The 16,670-nt window shown below is 69.3% G+C and carries 16 protein-coding genes; 11 read left to right on the top strand and 5 right to left on the bottom strand.

Features of this window, described 5'->3' with window-relative positions:
• Positions 1–56: 56 nt before the first annotated feature.
• A complete protein-coding gene (locus ABZX37_RS38200; RefSeq protein WP_354748075.1) occupies positions 57–656 on the bottom strand; it encodes a CGNR zinc finger domain-containing protein in 600 nt (199 codons plus the stop codon).
• Positions 657–738: 82 nt separating this feature from the next.
• Here ABZX37_RS38200 and ABZX37_RS38195 point away from each other — a divergent pair, with 82 nt between their 5' ends.
• Together ABZX37_RS38195 and ABZX37_RS38190 are read left to right on the top strand one after the other, a co-directional pair.
• Positions 739–1,893, top strand: coding sequence for an epoxide hydrolase family protein (locus tag ABZX37_RS38195; protein ID WP_354748073.1), 1,155 nt, complete (start codon positions 739–741; stop codon positions 1,891–1,893).
• Positions 1,894–1,966: 73 nt separating this feature from the next.
• Complete coding sequence (locus ABZX37_RS38190; protein WP_354748071.1) at positions 1,967–3,400, top strand: alpha/beta hydrolase; 1,434 nt, start codon at positions 1,967–1,969, stop codon at positions 3,398–3,400.
• Positions 3,401–3,403: 3 nt separating this feature from the next.
• Here the strand turns inward: ABZX37_RS38190 and ABZX37_RS38185 are convergent, their stop codons facing one another.
• A complete protein-coding gene (locus ABZX37_RS38185; RefSeq protein WP_354748069.1) occupies positions 3,404–5,269 on the bottom strand; it encodes an FAD-binding monooxygenase in 1,866 nt (621 codons plus the stop codon).
• A 134-nt stretch (positions 5,270–5,403) separates the two neighbouring features.
• On the opposite strand from ABZX37_RS38185, the gene ABZX37_RS38180 reads away from it, so the two are divergent.
• From ABZX37_RS38180 to ABZX37_RS38165, 4 genes are read left to right on the top strand one after another with little or no spacing between them, the layout of a single operon-like run.
• The gene (locus ABZX37_RS38180; protein ID WP_354748067.1) at positions 5,404–6,060 is read left to right on the top strand and encodes a helix-turn-helix domain-containing protein; all 657 of its coding nucleotides are present in this window, start codon (positions 5,404–5,406) and stop codon (positions 6,058–6,060) included.
• A gap of 37 nt (positions 6,061–6,097) precedes the next feature.
• The gene (locus tag ABZX37_RS38175) at positions 6,098–7,102 is read left to right on the top strand and encodes a D-cysteine desulfhydrase (RefSeq protein WP_354748065.1); all 1,005 of its coding nucleotides are present in this window, start codon (positions 6,098–6,100) and stop codon (positions 7,100–7,102) included.
• Positions 7,099–7,776, top strand: a complete 678-nt coding sequence (locus ABZX37_RS38170; protein ID WP_354748063.1) for an amino acid racemase — start codon at positions 7,099–7,101, stop codon at positions 7,774–7,776. The genes ABZX37_RS38175 and ABZX37_RS38170 overlap by 4 nt, the downstream gene beginning before the upstream one ends.
• A gap of 12 nt (positions 7,777–7,788) precedes the next feature.
• Entirely contained in the window at positions 7,789–8,727 is a 939-nt protein-coding gene (locus ABZX37_RS38165) for a GNAT family N-acetyltransferase (protein ID WP_354748061.1), read from the top strand.
• Here ABZX37_RS38165 and ABZX37_RS38160 read toward each other — a convergent pair.
• Positions 8,714–10,075, bottom strand: coding sequence for a serine hydrolase (locus tag ABZX37_RS38160; RefSeq protein ID WP_354748059.1), 1,362 nt, complete (start codon positions 10,073–10,075; stop codon positions 8,714–8,716). The two genes, ABZX37_RS38165 and ABZX37_RS38160, sit on opposite strands and share 14 nt — an antisense overlap.
• A complete protein-coding gene (locus ABZX37_RS38155) occupies positions 10,072–10,332 on the bottom strand; it encodes a hypothetical protein (RefSeq protein WP_354748057.1) in 261 nt (86 codons plus the stop codon). The genes ABZX37_RS38160 and ABZX37_RS38155 overlap by 4 nt, the downstream gene beginning before the upstream one ends.
• A 179-nt stretch (positions 10,333–10,511) precedes the next feature.
• Here ABZX37_RS38155 and ABZX37_RS38150 point away from each other — a divergent pair, with 179 nt between their 5' ends.
• Positions 10,512–11,429 carry a helix-turn-helix domain-containing protein gene (locus tag ABZX37_RS38150; RefSeq protein WP_354748055.1) on the top strand — a complete coding sequence of 306 codons (918 nt, stop codon included), beginning with the start codon at positions 10,512–10,514 and terminating at the stop codon, positions 11,427–11,429.
• A gap of 15 nt (positions 11,430–11,444) precedes the next feature.
• Here the strand turns inward: ABZX37_RS38150 and ABZX37_RS38145 are convergent, their stop codons facing one another.
• On the bottom strand, positions 11,445–12,581 hold the full coding sequence (locus tag ABZX37_RS38145) for an NAD(P)/FAD-dependent oxidoreductase (protein WP_354748053.1): 1,137 nt from the start codon (positions 12,579–12,581) through the stop codon (positions 11,445–11,447).
• A gap of 182 nt (positions 12,582–12,763) precedes the next feature.
• On the opposite strand from ABZX37_RS38145, the gene ABZX37_RS38140 reads away from it, so the two are divergent.
• The 4 genes from ABZX37_RS38140 (at position 12,764) to ABZX37_RS38125 (ending at position 16,666) form a co-directional block, all read left to right on the top strand.
• Complete coding sequence (locus ABZX37_RS38140) at positions 12,764–13,048, top strand: alkylmercury lyase (protein ID WP_354748051.1); 285 nt, start codon at positions 12,764–12,766, stop codon at positions 13,046–13,048.
• A 146-nt stretch (positions 13,049–13,194) separates the two neighbouring features.
• Entirely contained in the window at positions 13,195–13,737 is a 543-nt protein-coding gene (locus ABZX37_RS38135) for a TetR family transcriptional regulator (RefSeq protein ID WP_354748049.1), read from the top strand.
• Between the two features lie 187 nt (positions 13,738–13,924).
• Positions 13,925–15,364: an aldehyde dehydrogenase family protein gene (locus ABZX37_RS38130; RefSeq protein ID WP_354748047.1), complete on the top strand. Its 1,440-nt coding sequence runs from the start codon at positions 13,925–13,927 to the stop codon at positions 15,362–15,364.
• A gap of 24 nt (positions 15,365–15,388) precedes the next feature.
• A complete protein-coding gene (locus tag ABZX37_RS38125) occupies positions 15,389–16,666 on the top strand; it encodes an aspartate aminotransferase family protein (RefSeq protein ID WP_354748045.1) in 1,278 nt (425 codons plus the stop codon).
• The last annotated feature ends 4 nt before the right edge of the window (positions 16,667–16,670 follow it).

Below are 16,670 nucleotides of genomic sequence, written 5' to 3'. Positions count from 1 at the left end.
TGAGCTTTAGCTCGGGTATTCGGCTACTCGCTTTCGCGGCTGCGCGAAACCGGTGTTCAGCGGGGATCGGCCGCGGGGGTTGCTCGCATTCCGGAGGTCGCTCCGCCGCTCTTGCGCTGGTTGGCGTTGAAGCGCGCCTTCTTCTGCCGGTTCCCGCACGTGTTCATGTCGCACCAGCGACGGGTGCGGCTTTGGCTGGTGTCGAAGAAGGCGGCTTGGCAGGTCGGCGAGGCGCACAAGGCCAGCTTTCCGTCGCGTTCGCCCGAGATGATGCTGATCGCGTCGGCGGCGATCACGCCGAGGGCGTCTTCGACGGAGGTGAGCTGCCAGCTCCGTTCGCCGTCGGGCGTCAGGACGGCTGCGGCCTGGCCCCGGGCGCTGTGGTCGTTGATGACCTGGACGGCGGCTGCGGGCAGGGCCTCGCGGCGTGCGGCCGCGGTCGCGGCGGCGTGAATCGACTCCCGCAGTTCCTTGGCGAGTTCGAGCTGGTCAGCGGTGCAGGAGTCCACGCCGAGGCCGCTCACCGCCAGCCAATCGGCGAGTCGCCGCGGCGTCGGAACGCGCTCGACGGCATCGCCGCAACGCTCCGTGAGGGTCGCGGTGAAGCTTGTCGCGAGCACAGTGCCGAGGCGGAAGTCGGGGAACGCGGAAGGCATGGAACCAGCTTAGCCGGTTGCGCTGGGGTGCGAGCGACTGCTAGAACCGTCTTAGCCGGTTCCCATCCATCGAGGAGGACTCATGACCGCTCTGACCAGCGACGTAGCGGCGTTCGAAGCCCGTGCGACGGACGCTGACCTCGACGATCTGCGGGCTCGGCTAGCCGCGGCGAGGTTTCCGGAGGCCGAGACGGTGCACGGCCCGCGCCGATGGGATCAGGGCCTTCCGCTCGCCGACCTGGTCGAGCTCGTGAACTACTGGCGCACCGAGTACGACTGGCGGGCGTTCGAAGAGCGTCTTGACCGGATCGGCCAGTTCCGCACGACCATCGACGGCCTGGGAATCCACTTCCTGCACCGCCGGTCCCCGCGTGCGGACGCCACTCCGCTGATCGTGACCCACGGGTGGCCGGGAAGCATCGCGGAGTTCGTCGACGTCGTGGACGCATTGGCGGATCCGGACGACGTCAGCGCGCCGGCATTTCATGTCGTGGCTCCGTCATTGCCGGGCTTCGGGTACAGCGACAAACCGACGACTGCCGGGTGGGGGACGGAAAAGATCGCGGCCGCGTGGGCAGAGCTGATGGGGAGGCTCGGTTATCGCCAGTTCTTGGCTCACGGCGGCGACTGGGGCGGCAATATCACCACGGTTCTCGCCGGCCGGTTTCCGGAGCGCGTTCTTGGCGTCCACACATTGTTCGCTGAGGGGCCGCCGGGGTTGTCGACGGAGGGGCTGACGGCGGACGAGCTCAGGTGGACCGAGGAGACCCGCCATTTCTGGCGGCACCGTGCGGCGTATGCGAAGCAGCAGGCCACGAGGCCGCAGACCATCGGGTACTCGCTCGTCGACTCGCCGGTCGGGCTTCTTGCCTGGCTCGTGGACAAGTTCGCGGAGTGGTCGGACACCGCGGACAGTCCTTTTGAGACTATCTCCCGCGATCGCGTTCTCGACGATGTCACGCTGTACTGGCTGACCCGGTCCGGTGCGTCGGCGGCCCGGATTTACTACGAGAGCCACAATTCGCTGGATCCCGAGCTTCGAGTGGACGTTCCGGCGGCGGTCACCATGTATCCCCGGGACACCGAGAAGACCCCGCGTCCTTGGGCGAAGGAGCGGTTCCGGCAGATCGTCCGCTGGCGGGAACCGGAGCGGGGCGGGCATTTCCCGTCGCTGGAGGTGCCGGGGTATTTCGTCCGGGATCTGCGGGAGGGGCTCGCCGCGGTGTTGCGGGGGTGACAAATGGCAGGGGTCCGGTGCGCCGTCGGCTGGTGTGGTGAATCAGCAACTCCGATCCGAAGAGGAGAGCTGAATGCGAAAGACCATGCCGATCGCGCTTGCGGTCGCGGCGTTGGCAGGAGTGGTGTCGGCGGCGCCCGCGTCGGCTGGGCCGTTGCGGTGGGGTGCCTGTCCAGGCGGTGGTCAACTGCAGTGTTCGACTGTGGCCGTTCCGCTGGACTATCGGCATCCGGACGGGCGGAAGATCGATATCGCGGTGTCCCGGCTGTCCGCGGCGAAACCGGAGAAGCGGCGCGGGGTGCTGCTCGTGAATCCCGGCGGTCCGGGTTTGGCCGGGTTGCGCGTCCCGGTCGCGCAGCCGTTTCCGCAGGCGGTGCGGGACAGTTATGACATCGTCGGTTTCGACCCGCGCGGGATCGGCTCCAGCGCGGGGCTGACCTGCGGGCTGAACGACGCGGACAAGGCGCTCGCGGCCAACCCGCCTTATCCGCACAATCCGGCGGAGGTGGCGGAATCGGCCGCGCTGGCGGAGCGGATCGCCAAGCAGTGCACCAGTTCGGAGACTGCCGATCTGGTGCCGTTCATCACCACCGCCAACACGGCGCGGGACATGGACCGGGTGCGGGAAGCCTTGGGCGAGGCGAAGATTTCCTATTACGGGGAGTCGTATGGCACCTATCTCGGGGCGGTGTACACGACATTGTTCCCGGAACGCAGTGACCGGGTCGTGCTGGACAGCAGTTTGCCGCCGGAGGGCTACGACGTCGAGGCGTTGCGGGCGCAAGGCATGGGTTTCCAGGTGCGGTTTCCCGACTTCGCGAAGTATGCCGCGAAGCACGACGAGGAATACCGCCTCGGCGCTGCTCCAGCGGACGTGACGGCGAAGTACTACGAGCTGGCCGATCGGCTGGACCGGAAGCCGGAGTCCGGGTTCGACGGGACGGCGTTCCGCGGCTTCACGTCGGGGGAGCTTCGGAATGACGGCAGCTTCGAAGAGCTTGCCACGTACTGGCATCTCCTCGACACGCACCAGCCGCTTCCCGGCGCGGCAAAGGCAACGGCGAAGGCGGGCGATCGTGGCAGCTTCCCGGTCGGCTACCTCGGGGTGATCTGCGGTGATTCGCAGTGGCCGACGTCGGTGCGGACCTATCAGCGCAACGTGGAGGTCGACCGGGCGCGGTATCCGATGTACGGCGCTTACACCGCCAACGTCCGGGCGTGCGCGTACTGGCCCGCGCCCGCGGAGCCGAAGGTGCGGATCACCGGCAACGGACCGGCGAACGTGCTGATGGTGCAGAACCTCCGCGACCCGGCGACACCGTTGCCCGGGGCGTTGCGCACGCGCTGGGCGTTCGGGGGCCGGGCCCGGATGGTCACCGCCGACCAGGGCGGGCACGTCGCTTACGGCGCCGGTGCGAACAAGTGCCTGAACGACACGACGACGGAGTACCTGGTCGGCGGGGACTTCCCGGCGCGGGACCGCTTCTGCCCGGCCGAGCGTTCCTGACGGCTATCCGGCGCTGAAGATCGGGGCGAAGAACGCGGCCAGTTCGGCGGTGCCGGCGAGGGGGAGGACGTTCGCGACGTACTGGTCCGGCCGGACCACTACGACCGCACCGTCCGGCGAGATCCCGCGGGCGGCGAAGACGTCGTCCGCGGGATCCGCCGCGTAGACCTTCTCGTAGTCGATCAGCGAGAAGGGACCGGTGCGGGGCAGGAAGACTTCCGGGACCTCGCCGAGATCGATCTCCTCGTACGGCCCGGGGTAGATCACCTTCACGTCGAACCAGGCGTCGACGTCCAGATTCTTCGGCGTGTGGGCCACGACCGGGGAGTCCGGGGAATTCCCCAGCCAGCTGGCGAAATCGGCGACCGGGGCGGCGGGTCCGAAAACGTAGACGCGCCACCGACCGTCGGCCTGGGCATGGTGTCCTAAGTGGACCAGGTTCGCGTCGCAGACCCGCGTCACGGGAGCCGACTTGAAGCGTTTGCCGATCGGGAACCCGGTCGCCAGGTCCTGGTGTTCCGGCGAGGCGACGAGCGCCGAAGGCTGGTAGCACGTCAGGAAACCGGACGGGAATTCGAAGGTCTTCACGTAGAACTCTTCCAGTTCCGCCGGATCGGCCAGGTCCTCCGGCCGGGTCGCCATGAGCGTCGACCATTCCTTGTCGAATTCGATGAGGTTTTTCGCGATCAGCTGGCGTTCCGCGGAGTAGGTGGCCAGCAGCGAAGCGGGACCGCGGCCGTCCAGGACGTGGCCGAGTTTCCAGCCGATGTTGAACCCGTCCTGCATCGAGACGTTCATGCCCTGTCCGGCTTTCGCGCTGTGCGTGTGGCAGGCGTCGCCGGTGATGAAGACGCGGGGCAGGCGGGTGTCGCCGACGGGGACGTCGTCGAACTTGTCGGTGAGACGGTGGCCGACCTCGTACACGCTGTGCCAGGCCGCATTCTTCACATCCACTGTGTACGGATGCATGATCGCGTTGGCGCGCGCGATGATCTGGTCGATCGTCGTCTTCCGGACGGCTCCGTGATCGTCCTCGGACACCTCGCCCAGGTCGACGTACATCCGGAACAGCGCGCCGCCTTCGCGGGGGATCAGCAGGATGTTGCCGCCGTCGTGGGACTGGATGGCGCATTTCGTGCGGATGTCCGGGAAATCGGTGACCGCGAGGACGTCCATCACTCCCCACGCGTGCAAAGCCTGATCGCCGACGAGTTCCCGGCCGATCGACTCGCGTACCGCGCTGCGTGCGCCGTCGCAGCCGACCACGTATTTGGCCCGGACAACGCGATCCTCGCCGGCGCGGGGGCCGACGGTATGGCGCAGCGTGACGGAAACCGGGTATTCGTCGCCCTCGGTAATATCGAGCGCCTGGAATTCCAGGCCGAAATCGGGCGTCATCCGGCTCGGCGAGTTCGCCATGTACTCGGCGAAGTAGTCCTGCACGCGGGCCTGGTTCACGATGAGGTGCGGGAATTCGCTGATCCCGGTGGGGTCGTCGGGCACCCGCGAGGAGCGGACGATGCGCTTCGGGTCCGCGGGATCGGGCTTCCAGAACGACATCGTGGTGATCCGGTACGCCTCTTCGACGATCCGGTTCGCGAAGCCGAACGCCTGGAACGTTTCGACGCTGCGCGCCTGGATCCCGTCCGCCTGGCCGACTTCGAGCCGTCCGCCGCGGCGTTCGACGATGCGCGTGGTGACGTCCGGGTACCGGGACAGCTGCGCGGCGGTGATCATGCCCGCCGGGCCGGTGCCCACGATCAGGACGTCGACCTCGTCCGGCAGTTCCGCGGGCCGGTCGATCCCGGTTCCGGCGGCGGGCAGGACGCGCGGTTCGCCGGAAACGTAGCCGTGGTGGTGGAACTGCATAAGTTTCCTCACTTCGCTGTGAAGCACCAGGGGGGACCGTGTTCGATAATAGAACTTGTTGTTCAATTATTGAGTACATCGATGCTAAGGTGGGCCGCTCCGGTGCACAAGACCCCGCGGGGAAGGACCGAGTCGTGACGGAAGCCAAGCAAGCGGCCGGGTCGCAGACGTTGTCGCGCGGGCTCACCGCGCTGGAAGTTCTCGCCGAGGCCGACGCGCCGCTGTCGATCGGCGAGCTGGCCTCGCGGCTCGGGCTGCACCGGTCGATCGCCTATCGGATCGTGCGCACCCTCGAGGACCACGGCCTGGTCGTGCGCGGCGCGAACGGCGAGCTGGAGCTGGGCGCGCGGCTGGCGGCGTTGGCGCGCAACGTTTCCCGCGATCTGCAGTCCACTGCGTTGCCCGAGCTGACCGTGCTCGCGAACGAACTGGGCATGACGGCGTTCCTCGCGACGCTCGACGGCGAGGATTCCGTCGTCACACTGGCCAGCGTCGAACCGCGACAGGCGACGGCGGCGGTGGCGCAGCGGCCGGGCAGTCGGCACCCGATCACCGACGGCGCACCGGGTCGCGCGATTTCGCAGCAGCTGCGCGGGGAGAAAGCGCCGTACGAAACCAGCCATGACGAGGTGATCCCCGGGCTGTCGTCGATCGCGGTGCCGCTCGCGGTGCCTGGGCAGCATCCGGCGGCGCTGGCGGTGGTGTATTTGACCGGTCCGGCCGATGTCTCCGCGATCGGTGCGCGCCTGGCGCGGGCGGCGCAGGTGATCCGGGCCGAGCTGCATCCGTAATGGACGCGGTGGACAGCGGCCGGGCCCGGGAAGCACGATGGCGTCCGTGGTACAGACGACGCGCTTCGCCCGCTTCCCGCTCGGACACTTCCCGACCCCGCTCGAACCGCTGGAACGGCTCACCGCGCGGCTGCGCGAACGCCATCGGGACGTTCCGGACCTCTGGATCAAACGCGACGACTGCACCGGTTTGGCGACCGGCGGCAACAAAACGCGGAAGCTGGAATTCCTCGTCGGCGACGCGCTAGCGCAGGGTGCCGACACGCTGATCACCCAGGGCGCGACGCAGTCCAACCACGCCCGGCAGACCGCCGCGGCCGCCGCGCGCGCCGGGCTGAGCTGCAAGTTGCTGCTGGAACAACGTCAGGTGCGCGACGAGGAGTACGAAAACTCCGGCAACGTGTTGCTCGACGAACTGCTCGGCGCGGAGATCGTGGACCGCGTACCGGCCGGAACCGACATGTCGGCGGCGATGGAGACGGTCGCCGAGAAGCTGCGCGCCGAGGGGCAGCGGCCGTACGTGATCCCGGGCGGCGGGTCGAATCCGATCGGCGCGCTCGGGTATGTCCAATGCGCGCTGGAGCTCGATGCCGCGCCGATTCCGGTCGACTGGGTCGTGCACGCGACCGGCAGCACTGGCACGCAGGCCGGTCTCGTCGCCGGATTGCGCGCGGTGCACAGCCCCGCTCGGGTGCTCGGCGTCAGCGTGCGGCAGCCGGAAGCGCGGCAGATCGACGCGGTGCACGGGCTGGCCGGCCGGACCGCGGAGCTGATCGGCACCGCGGTTTCCGGCGACGACGTGCTGGTGGACGACCGCTGGGTCGGCGAGGGCTACGGCGTGCCGACGCAGTCGATGGCGGACGCGGTGCGGCTGCTTGCCGAGACTGAAGGGATCCTGCTGGACCCGGTGTACTCGGGAAAGGGGTTCGCCGGTCTGCTCGGCGAGATCGAGGAAGGCCGGTTCGCCGCGACCGACACCGTCGTGTTCGTGCACACCGGCGGCGCCGTGGGGCTGTTCGGCTACCGGTCGACCTTCCAGTGATCGCGGGCATTCTCGGCGGCATGGGCCCGGCGGCGACCGCGGAGTTCTATGCCAAGCTCATCGCGCGCACGGCCGCGGAGCGCGACCAGGACCACCTGCGGGTCGCGATCTGGGCGGATCCCACCGTGCCGGACCGGGTCGCCGCCGTCCTCGACGGGAGCACTGACCCGTATCCGGCTTTGCTTGCCGGGGCGGGAAAACTCCGCGATCTCGGCGCTTCCGTGGTGGCGATTCCCTGCCACACCGCGCATTTCTTCCTGCCGCGGTTGGCCGCGGACAGCGGTGTGCCGTTCGTGGACATGGTCGCGGAGACAGCGAAATTCCTCGCCGGACGCACGGGTCCAGTCGGGCTGCTCGGCACTCGCGGGACGATCGCCGCCGGGCTGTACCAGCGGGGAGTGCCCGAGGTGGAGTGGGCGCTGCCGTCCGAGGCCGGGCAGACGGCGGTGGACGCGGCGGTGGCGGCGGTGAAACGCGGCGACCTGACAGGCGGAGCGGCGCACTTCGATCGGGCGCTCGCGGACGTCGACGCGTCGTTGTCCGTGCTGGCCTGCACGGAACTTCCGCTGGTGGCGAGACACGCCTCTGGCGTTCTCGATCCGACCGACCTGCTCGCCGACGCGGTGATCCGCGGGTGCGGCGGAAAACCGGTCGACTCCCGGCGGCCCGCCTGACAGAGTCCGAGAATGACTGATCTGCTGACCGCCTCGGACGTGCTTCTCATGCAGGAGCTCGCGCAGCGGGTCACCGCCGTCCGCCAGGACCTCGTCAACAGCGACGCGGCCTACGGCGAACTAGCCTGGAACTGGGGCAAAGGGCATGCCGCGCAGGGCGCGAGCTGGGTCCGCCGGCTGTGGTTCGCCGGCGACGACCTCGTCGCGTGGGGCTGGGCGCAACTGCCCCGGAGCGTGCGGCTCAACGACGGCTCAGTCAAGAACGTCACTGGTGCTTACCTGGCCTATCAAGTCCATCCCGATCACGCGGCGCTGGTCGACGAGGTGATCGACTGGTTCGACGCCACCGCGGACGGCCTCGAACGCACCGTGCTTCCCGGGGCGGCCGACGAGTTCGGCCTGGAACGCTGGGCGGCGCACGGCTACGGCCCCGATCCGGACAGCCTCGGCGACACCGGATCGTGGACGCAGCTGAACGAACGCGACCTCGAGGTGCTCGAAACGCCGGTGCTGCCGGACGGATTCCGCTTTCGCACCGCCGCTGAGGCCGGACCGGAGGCGGCGGTCCAGTCTCATGTGGACGCCTGGGGCGTGACCGCGTACACGCCGGAAAGCTACGAGGGCGTCCGCGCGACCCCGGCGTACCGCGGCGACCTGCACTTCCTGGTCGAAGCATCGGACGGGACGATGGCGGCGTCCACGATCATGTGGCTCGACGAGGCGAACAAGACCGCCGAATTCGAGCCGGTCGGCACCCACCCGGACTACCGGCGGCTCGGGCTGGGCCGCGCGATGCTGCTGCACGGCATGGACCGCGCGCGGGCGGCCGGAGCCACCCACGCGACGGTCGCTTGCCTTGGCGCGCCTGGGCATCCGTCGGCGCGGGGGTTGTATTACAGCGTGGGGTTCAGCGAGATCTCGCGGGATGTTCCGCTGCTCAAGCCCGCGTGACGCGCGGGTGCACCCGGCAGTTGGTGTGGAGGTACTGCGCCGGGCCGTTCGCGAAATCGTAGATCGCGACTGACTGGGTGTCTTCGAGCGGATCTGTCGGCGGCATCAGGAAAAGCGTCTCGCTCACCGGCAGCAGCTCGTAGTGGACGCGGTCCGGTTTCCTCAGGAACTCCGCCCGAGTCGGGTCGATCGCCAGGGTCAGGCGCAGCTGCCCGGCTTCCGCGGAAACCTCGTATCGCGCGCCGGGCCGCTCGTAGACGCCGACATACCTTTCGAGGTCGAGTTTCAGCTCGGGGTCCGGCGCGGGCAGCGACGGGATAGTGTGCTCGGCCAGGATTTCGGCGAACACGGTGCGGTAGAAGCTTTCCCGGGGCCCGCCGTTGGTGAGCATCGCGACGGCGGTGTTCAATTCCGGCAGGATCCGGAGCCGGGAGTTCTGGCCGACGGTGCTGCCGTCGGTCGCGTAGACGGTTTCGCCGTTCCAATCGCAGACGATGAGACCGAGCGCCCATTCCGGCCCGAACATCAGCGGATCCGGTATCGGCACTCGCGAATTCTTCATTTCCCGGAGGAGTTCCGCCGAGAGCACGCGGTGTCCGTTCGGCGCGACGCCGTCGTTCAGCAGGACGTGGGCCAGCGCGAGGACTTCTCCGATCGTCGACGTGATGCCGCCGCCCGGGCCGAATGCGCGCGGCAGGTAGTCGATCGGGGTCACGATCGGGCCTTCGGCCAGGGACCGGACCAGGTGCCCGGTGGCCTCCCGCGCCTGGTCGGCTTGCTCGGGCCGGGTGTTCGTGCTGGTCAGGCCCATCGGGCGGAAGAGCCGGTCGCGCATGGCGTCGTCCCAGGTCTTCCCGTCCGCCACCTCGAGGACACGCGCGAGGACGGCGTAACCCAGTGCCGCGCTGTAGCCGTGGGTGTGGCCGAGCGGGAAAACCTGCGGTGCGCCGGCGATGTTCTCGACCATCCGCTCGCAGACGTCGTCGCCCTCGCCGGGGTCGCCGTATGCTTCTTCGATCCCGTTGGTGTGGTTCAGCAATTGCCGCGGCGTGACCTGAGCGGTGGTCACTGGATCGGCGACCGCGAAACCGGGCAAGTACGTGCGGACGGGTCGGTCGAGATCGACCTTCCCCTCGTCGACGAGTTGCAGGAACGCCAGCGCGGTCCAGGTTTTGGTCATGGAGCCGCATTGGTAGACCGTGCCGGTCGTCACCGGTTCCGAGGTTTCGACGTTCTTGACGCCGGCCGCGAACTCGGTGCGTTGCCCGTCGCGGAGGATGCCGACCGCGGCGCTCGGGATCCCGTGCTCCGCCAGGAGTTCGGCGAGCCGCGGCGCGTCGAAGGTCATCGGGCCAGACCGACCGCGTTCGCGGCGTCCGCTTCGAAGTATTCCGTCGCCGCGTACGGACCGGCATGAGCCTCGAAGAACTCGCGGACTCCGTCGACGGTGTCGTGCGCGATCACGTTCACCGCCCTGTTCCCGTCGGTGCTCGCGATCGCCAGCTTCCACTTCGCGCCCTGGGGGAGCTGAGCGTGCGCCTTCTTGAGGCCGCTCCAGAACTTGCTGTGATCCGAGACCGTCGATACGGCCAGCACGTGTGTCATGGGTTTTCCTCCCTTTCCGAATAGTGAAAAGCTACGTTGCGTTTCATGGTGCGTCAACATTCGCGGGGCAAAAATGGCCAGCTCAAGCGCAATTATTGCAATGAGTCTGTGGGTGAATGCAATGACCTGAAATTCGCCGTTGCACTGTACTGTGGACAAATGCACGAGAGGGCGCGCTGATGCCGGGGGAGCGGCTGACCCGCGAGGAGCGGCTGCGGATCGAGGCCTGGCTGGCCGAGGGGCTCGGGTACGCGGAGATGGCGCGGCGCCTCGGCAGGCCGACGTCCACGATCAGCCGGGAGGTCGCGCGCAACAGCGTCGCCGGTGTTTACGCCGCGGGCAACGCGCAGGAGACCGCCGGACGCCGAGCCCGCCGGCGCAAGCCCGCTCGGCCCGCCGAGCCGGTGCACGACGGGTTCCCGTCCGCGTCAGCGCGCGGTTTCGTGGACGAGTTCGCCGGGCTGCTCGCCGCGACCGGCCTGCCGCGGATGACCGCGAGGGTGTTCGCCTGCCTGCTGATCTCCGATGGCCTGACCTCGGCGGACCTCGTGCGGAGGCTGCGGGTCAGCCCGGCGTCGGTGTCCAAGTCGGTCGGCCACCTGGAATCCATGGCGCTGGTGCTGCGCCGCCCGGATCCAGGCGGCCGTCGCGAGCGGTACGCGGTCGACGACGGCGCCTGGCTCCGGGCGTGGCAGGCCGACACCGCGGCGCACGGCCGGATCGCCTCCGCCGCACGGCGGGGCATCGAGCTTTTCGGCCCCGGCACCCCGGCCGGTGCCCGGCTCGGTGAGATGAGCCGGTTCTTTGGACGGCTCAGCGAGCAGATGGGCGACAGCGGCCTCGCGGAAGCGGTCGGGTACGACGCCTTGACCGTGGTCGCCGCGCTGGTGCAGGCCGCTCGCCCGCTCGGCCTGGACGCCTTGTCCGCCGCGCTCGGCTGGCCGCGGGACCGGACGAGGGCCGCCGCGGAGGCGCTCCGGCGCCGCCCGGCGATCGCGGACCCGCTCGTTGTGCGGGTGACCGGAGACCAGACGTATTGCTTGGCCGTGCGGGCGGATCGGCTCAGCTCGGCCCAGCGCGAGGCGCTCGAAAAATGAGCCTGGCCAACGGTCTCAGTGCGCTGGCAGCTCAGGCTGTCCCATCCGCATCGCCCCGAACTTCGCCGACGTCCGGACCGCGTCGAAGCCGTAGCCGATCATCGCTGTTTCGTACTCCCGCAGTGCTGGGAGGAAATCGGAACCGGCTTCGGCGAGCTTCGCGGCGAGCAGTTCGGCGTCGCGCAACGCGGTGTTCGCGCCGACGCCGACCGCTGGGCTCATTGCGTGGATCGCGTCGCCGAGCAGGGTCACTCGGGTGGTCGGCCAGGGCTCGATCGGCACGCTGGTGCGCATGAAGATGGGGAACAGCGTCTCGGGATCGGCGAGCGACAAGAGCTCGCTCGCTTTCGGATTCCACTTGCGGGCCAAGGAAACCGTCATGTTCCGCAGCTGGTGGCCGGTCGCGGCGCGGAGTTCGTCGTCGGAGTACGGCAGCAGTTCGGCACGGGCGGCCAGCAGGCACATCACGTAGTCGCTGGTGTCGGTGAGGCCCGGCAGCGGTGCGGGACGCCGGGCGTGGACCGGGGCGATTCCGACGTGCTGGTTGTCCGGACCGACGAGCCCGCTGTAGATCCCGAACCATTCGTCGGGGATCAGTTGGGCGGTCTCGCGGGTGAGCGGGAAGCGGCCGTACATGATGCGGATACCGGTGTCGACCACGCGTGCGTGCGGCAGGTATTGCCGTCGCAGCACCGAATTCACGCCATCCGCGGCGACCAAGACGTCAGCGGAGGCAGTGGATCCGTCGGCGAAGGTGGCGGTGACGGTGTCGTCCACGTGGCAGCCGGTGCACTCGCGGCCGAACTCGACGACGTCCTCGAGGCCGTGCAGGAGGATCTCGCGCAGCGTGAGCCGGTTGATCGAGACATTCCGCTCGACCGGCTCGGCTGGCTGCGTCCCGTTGAGGAAGTTGGTCCGCGACGGCGTCGAACTGGCATCCCACACCGCCTGGCTGAGCCGCGCGGGGAGCAGCCGGTCGAGCGCGTCGAGGCCGTTCGAGTCGATCCGCAGGCGGTACCCCTGCAAGCGGCCGATCGCCGAGGTATCGCGCTCGCAGACCATGACGGCAACCCCGGCGCGGCGCAATCCCTGGGCGAGTGCGAGCCCGCCGACGCCGGCGCCGATGATCAGGACGCGAAGTTTTCCAGGCACAGCGAATTCCCCTTCCGGATACGGAGCAAGGGGACGTGCTGGACGCACCGGAGGGGTGCGAGTACGAGCGCTGCGCGCCGCCCGGACTACCTACCGGGCTGTGGCTTTCGACGTCCTCCGGCCACCATAGCTTTTTCCGGAAGCGGATTGTCAAGGCCCGATTTCCGCTTAGGCTGGGTGTCATGTGCGCGACCGGGCCGGAGATCCGCGGGATCCGGGTGGAACTGCTGACCGCCCCGGACTGCCCGAACGCGGAGGCGGCCCGATCGGTCGTCGCGGGCTGCCTCGCCGAGAGCGGTCTCGACACGACGCTCGTCGAACGCGTCGGCCGGTACCGCTCGCCGACGATCCTGGTCGACGGGGTCGACGTGATGGGGACGCCCGGGCCGGTCGCGGGGGACGCTTGCCGGCTCGACGTGCCTACTCGGGAGCGGGTGCTGGCCGCGTTGGCTTCGAAGCGCGGCTGAATCAGCGCCGCGACACGGTAAAAGCCTGACCGGAAACCGCTGTTCCCCGCGAGTTGTGCCCGGAATGCCGGTGCCGGTGACGCCGCTCTGGTCTACATTACAGATGTAATGTAGCTTGAACCCCGAGCGAAGCCGAGGAGGTGCGGATGAGCCGGTCCGGAACCGCGGACGAGGCGACCGGGATGAAGCTCGCCCTGCGCCGGGCGGCGGTCGGCGTGGTCGCTTCCGACGGGCTGCGCGGGCTCACCTACCGGGCGGTCGCCCGGGCGGCGGGCTGCACCACCGGCGCGGTCCAGCACCACTTCTCCTCGATCGACGACCTCCTCCAGTCCTCTTTGGACCTCGTGCTGGAGGAAAGCGCGGAGAATGGCCTGATCGGCGCCCGCACCGGCGTCTACGCGGACGGTCCCGAGGTGCGCCAGCGGTTCCGGGACAGCGCGGACCTGCAAGTGTTCCAGTATCAGCTGGTCGTGGAATCGGCGCGGCGGCCCGAATTGCGGCCGATCGTCCGGCGGCTCTACGACGGCTATCTCGCCGCGGTCGGCACGGAACTGTCGGCCGGCGGCGGGCTGGCCCAGCTCGTCTTCTACGCCCTCGACGGAATGTTCCTGCACCAGGTGGCGGACCCGGACGTCGATCCGGGCCCGGCACTCGAAGCCCTGCGCGGCCTGCTCGCCGCCGCGCGTTAGCCGAACCACGCCCGCACCCCGGCCGCGCACGACGTCGCCGGGGCAGAAGTGTTTCCCGATGTCGTTGCCCCACAAGAACTTCCCACTGTCCTTTCCGGAATTTCGCCGCCGCCTAGGTGTTGACTTAATCAACACCTAGGGGTCAGACTCGGCGCATCCCGAATCCGCCGACCCGAAAGGCGTACCGATGCCCGACACCGCCGCCGCGACCTTGCTGATCGACGGCCGCTGGCAGTCCGCCCCGGCGACGTTCGACGTCGTCGACCCCGCGAGCCTCGCCGTCCTCGGCCAGGCCGCCGACGCGGGGCCCGAGCAGGCGCGGGACGCACTGGCCGCCGCCGCGCGGGCCGCCCGGGGCTGGGCGGACACCGACCCGGAGACCCGCAGCGGCCACCTCCGCGCCGCGGCCGCCGGAATCCGGGCGCGGCAAGGCGAACTCGCCGCGTTGCTCAGCCGCGAGAACGGAAAACCGCTCGCCGAGGCGAACGGCGAACTGGCCGGAGCCGCCCGGATGCTGGAGTGGGCCGCCGAGGAGGGCCGCCGCGCGTACGGGCGGGTCACCCCGGCGAACGCGGCCGGTCCAGGGCTCGTGCTGCGCGCGCCGGTCGGCCCGGTGCTCGCGATCACGCCGTGGAACTTCCCGGCCAGCATGCTGATCCGCAAGGTCGGGCTCGCACTCGCGGCGGGCTGCCCGGTCATCGCGAAACCGGCCGAGCAGACCCCGCTGATCGCCACCGCGCTGCTGGAAATCGTGCAGGACACGGGATTGCCGAACGGTGTCCTGCAGTCGCTGACCACGACCCGGCCTGCCGAACTCGTCGGCGCACTGCTGGCCGACCGCCGCCTGCGCAAGGTCAGCTTCACCGGCTCCACCGAGGTCGGACTGGGCCTGCTGCGCCAGACCGGCGACATCCTCCGCCGCACGTCGCTCGAAATGGGCGGCCACTCGCCGGCGATCGTGTTCGAGGACGCCGATCTCGAAGCCGCCGCGGCGGGCGTCGTCGCCGGGAAGTTCTTCAACGCCGGGCAGAGCTGCACGGCGGTGAACCGGCTGTACGTCCACGAAAGCGTCCGCGACGACCTGCTTTCCTTGATCGAAAAGAAAACCGCTGCGCTGAAGGTCGGCCGGGGCGACGCCGAGGGCACCAGCATCGGACCGCTGATCGACGAGGCCGGTCTGGCGAAGGTGGAAAACCAGGTCGCGGACGCGGTCGGCAAGGGCGCGCGCGTGCTCGTCGGCGGCAATCGCTGGACGGATTCCGCGCTGCCGGGCCATTTCTTCGAGCCCACCGTGCTGGCCGACGTCACCCCGGACATGCTCATCAGCCACGAGGAAACGTTCGGCCCGGTGCTCGCGGTGGCCACGTTCCGCACCGACGACGAAGCCGTCGAATTGGCCAATGCCACCGACTACGGCCTCGCTGCGTACGTATTCGGCACCGATCTGCGCCGCATCTGGCGCACCCTCGACCGGCTCGACTTCGGCGTGCTCGGCGTCAACGACCCGGCTCCAGTGCGTCCGGAACTTCCGTTCGGCGGCCAGAAAAACTCCGGCCAGGAACGCGAAGGCGGGGCCGAAGGCATCGACGCCTACACCGAGACCAAAGCCGTCGCTCTGCGGTTCTGAACCGCTCCCCGAAAGGAATCCGCCTTGACCACCGCTGACCTCGCCGCCGCCGACCAGCGCACCCTCATCCATCCGCACACCGTCATCGGCGCCCCGGCCGAACCGCTCGTTCTCGACCGCGGCGAGGGCGCGCTGCTCTGGGACACCGACGGCAACCAGTACCTCGACGGCACCTGCGGCCTGTGGCAGTGCCCGGTCGGCCACGGCCGCGCCGAACTCGCCGACGTCGCCGCCGAGCAGATCCGCAAGCTGGAGTTCTACTCGTCCTTCGGCGACTACTCCAACGCCCCGTCGATCCGCCTCGCCGAACGCCTGCTTTCGCTCGCCCCGGTCGGGCTTGAACGCGTCTTCCTCACCAACGGCGGGTCGGAGGGCAACGAAACCGCGATCAAACTCGCCCGCCTCGCCTTCCACCACGCCGGTTCGCCCGAGCGCACGGTGGTGCTGGCGCGGCACGGCGGCTACCACGGCATGGGCGGCGCGTCGCTGGCCGCGACCGGGATCGAGGGCCTGCGCGCCGGGTACGGCCCGCTGCTGCCGGACGTCGAATGGCTCGGCAAACCGCACGGTCTCGAACACGGTCCCCATGCGACAGATCTTCTCGTGGCAGAGCTGGAAAAGCGGATCGAGGAAATCGGCGCGCACCGGATCGCCGCGTTCATCGGGGAGCCGGTGCTCGGCGTCGGCGGAATGGTTCCGCCGCCGGAGGACTACTGGCCGCGGGTGCGGGAAGTGCTGCGGCGACACGGGATTCTGCTGATCATGGACGAGATCGTGACCGCGTTCGGCCGCACCGGGCATTGGTTCGGCAGCGAGCACTTCGGCGTCGAACCGGACATGATCGTCACCGCGAAGGGGCTCACCAGCGGGTACATTCCGATGGGTGCGGTCCTCATCGGACGCAGCGTGCTCGAACTCGCCGAAGGCGCGACGTTCCTGCACGGTTTCACCTACAACGGCCACCCGGTCGGCTCCGCGGTCGCGCTGGCGAACCTGGACATCATCGAAAAGGAGAACCTGCTCGAACGCGCCACTGTCCTCGGCGCCCGGCTGCGCGCGCGGCTTGACCCGCTCGCCGAGCTGCCGCACGTGCGCGAGGTCCGCGGCGTCGGCCTGATGCTCGGCATCGAGTTCGCCGACCAGCCGACCGCGCCGGTGCAGGCGGGCTGCCGCGCGGACGGCGTGGTGGTCCGCGCGTCCGGGACCAGCATCGTGCTGTCCCCGCCGCTGGTGATCACCGAGGACCAGATCGACACCTTGGCCGACGTGCTGTGCAAGCACGTCGCGGCCGCGGCGAGCTGAACGG

The sequence above is a fragment of the Amycolatopsis sp. NPDC004079 genome, from assembly GCF_040610415.1.
Lineage (GTDB): Bacteria > Actinomycetota > Actinomycetes > Mycobacteriales > Pseudonocardiaceae > Amycolatopsis > Amycolatopsis halotolerans.
Note: the sequence above shows the minus strand (reverse complement) of the source record. Positions and strands in the feature narration are given on the sequence as shown.

Excerpts from the sequence above, each read along its gene's own strand:
- ABZX37_RS38195 (WP_354748073.1), top strand. The coding sequence starts at position 739 with ATGACCGCTCTGACCAGCGACGTAGCGGCGTTCGAAGCCCGTGCGACG.
- ABZX37_RS38130 (WP_354748047.1), top strand. The coding sequence starts at position 13,925 with ATGCCCGACACCGCCGCCGCGACCTTGCTGATCGACGGCCGCTGGCAG.
- ABZX37_RS38155 (WP_354748057.1), bottom strand. The coding sequence starts at position 10,332 with ATGACACACGTGCTGGCCGTATCGACGGTCTCGGATCACAGCAAGTTC.
- ABZX37_RS38140 (WP_354748051.1), top strand. The coding sequence starts at position 12,764 with ATGTGCGCGACCGGGCCGGAGATCCGCGGGATCCGGGTGGAACTGCTG.
- ABZX37_RS38160 (WP_354748059.1), bottom strand. The coding sequence starts at position 10,075 with ATGACCTTCGACGCGCCGCGGCTCGCCGAACTCCTGGCGGAGCACGGG.
- ABZX37_RS38190 (WP_354748071.1), top strand. The coding sequence starts at position 1,967 with ATGCGAAAGACCATGCCGATCGCGCTTGCGGTCGCGGCGTTGGCAGGA.
- ABZX37_RS38175 (WP_354748065.1), top strand. The coding sequence starts at position 6,098 with ATGGCGTCCGTGGTACAGACGACGCGCTTCGCCCGCTTCCCGCTCGGA.
- ABZX37_RS38150 (WP_354748055.1), top strand. The coding sequence starts at position 10,512 with ATGCCGGGGGAGCGGCTGACCCGCGAGGAGCGGCTGCGGATCGAGGCC.
- ABZX37_RS38185 (WP_354748069.1), bottom strand. The coding sequence starts at position 5,269 with ATGCAGTTCCACCACCACGGCTACGTTTCCGGCGAACCGCGCGTCCTG.
- ABZX37_RS38165 (WP_354748061.1), top strand. The coding sequence starts at position 7,789 with ATGACTGATCTGCTGACCGCCTCGGACGTGCTTCTCATGCAGGAGCTC.
- ABZX37_RS38200 (WP_354748075.1), bottom strand. The coding sequence starts at position 656 with ATGCCTTCCGCGTTCCCCGACTTCCGCCTCGGCACTGTGCTCGCGACA.
- ABZX37_RS38135 (WP_354748049.1), top strand. The coding sequence starts at position 13,195 with ATGAGCCGGTCCGGAACCGCGGACGAGGCGACCGGGATGAAGCTCGCC.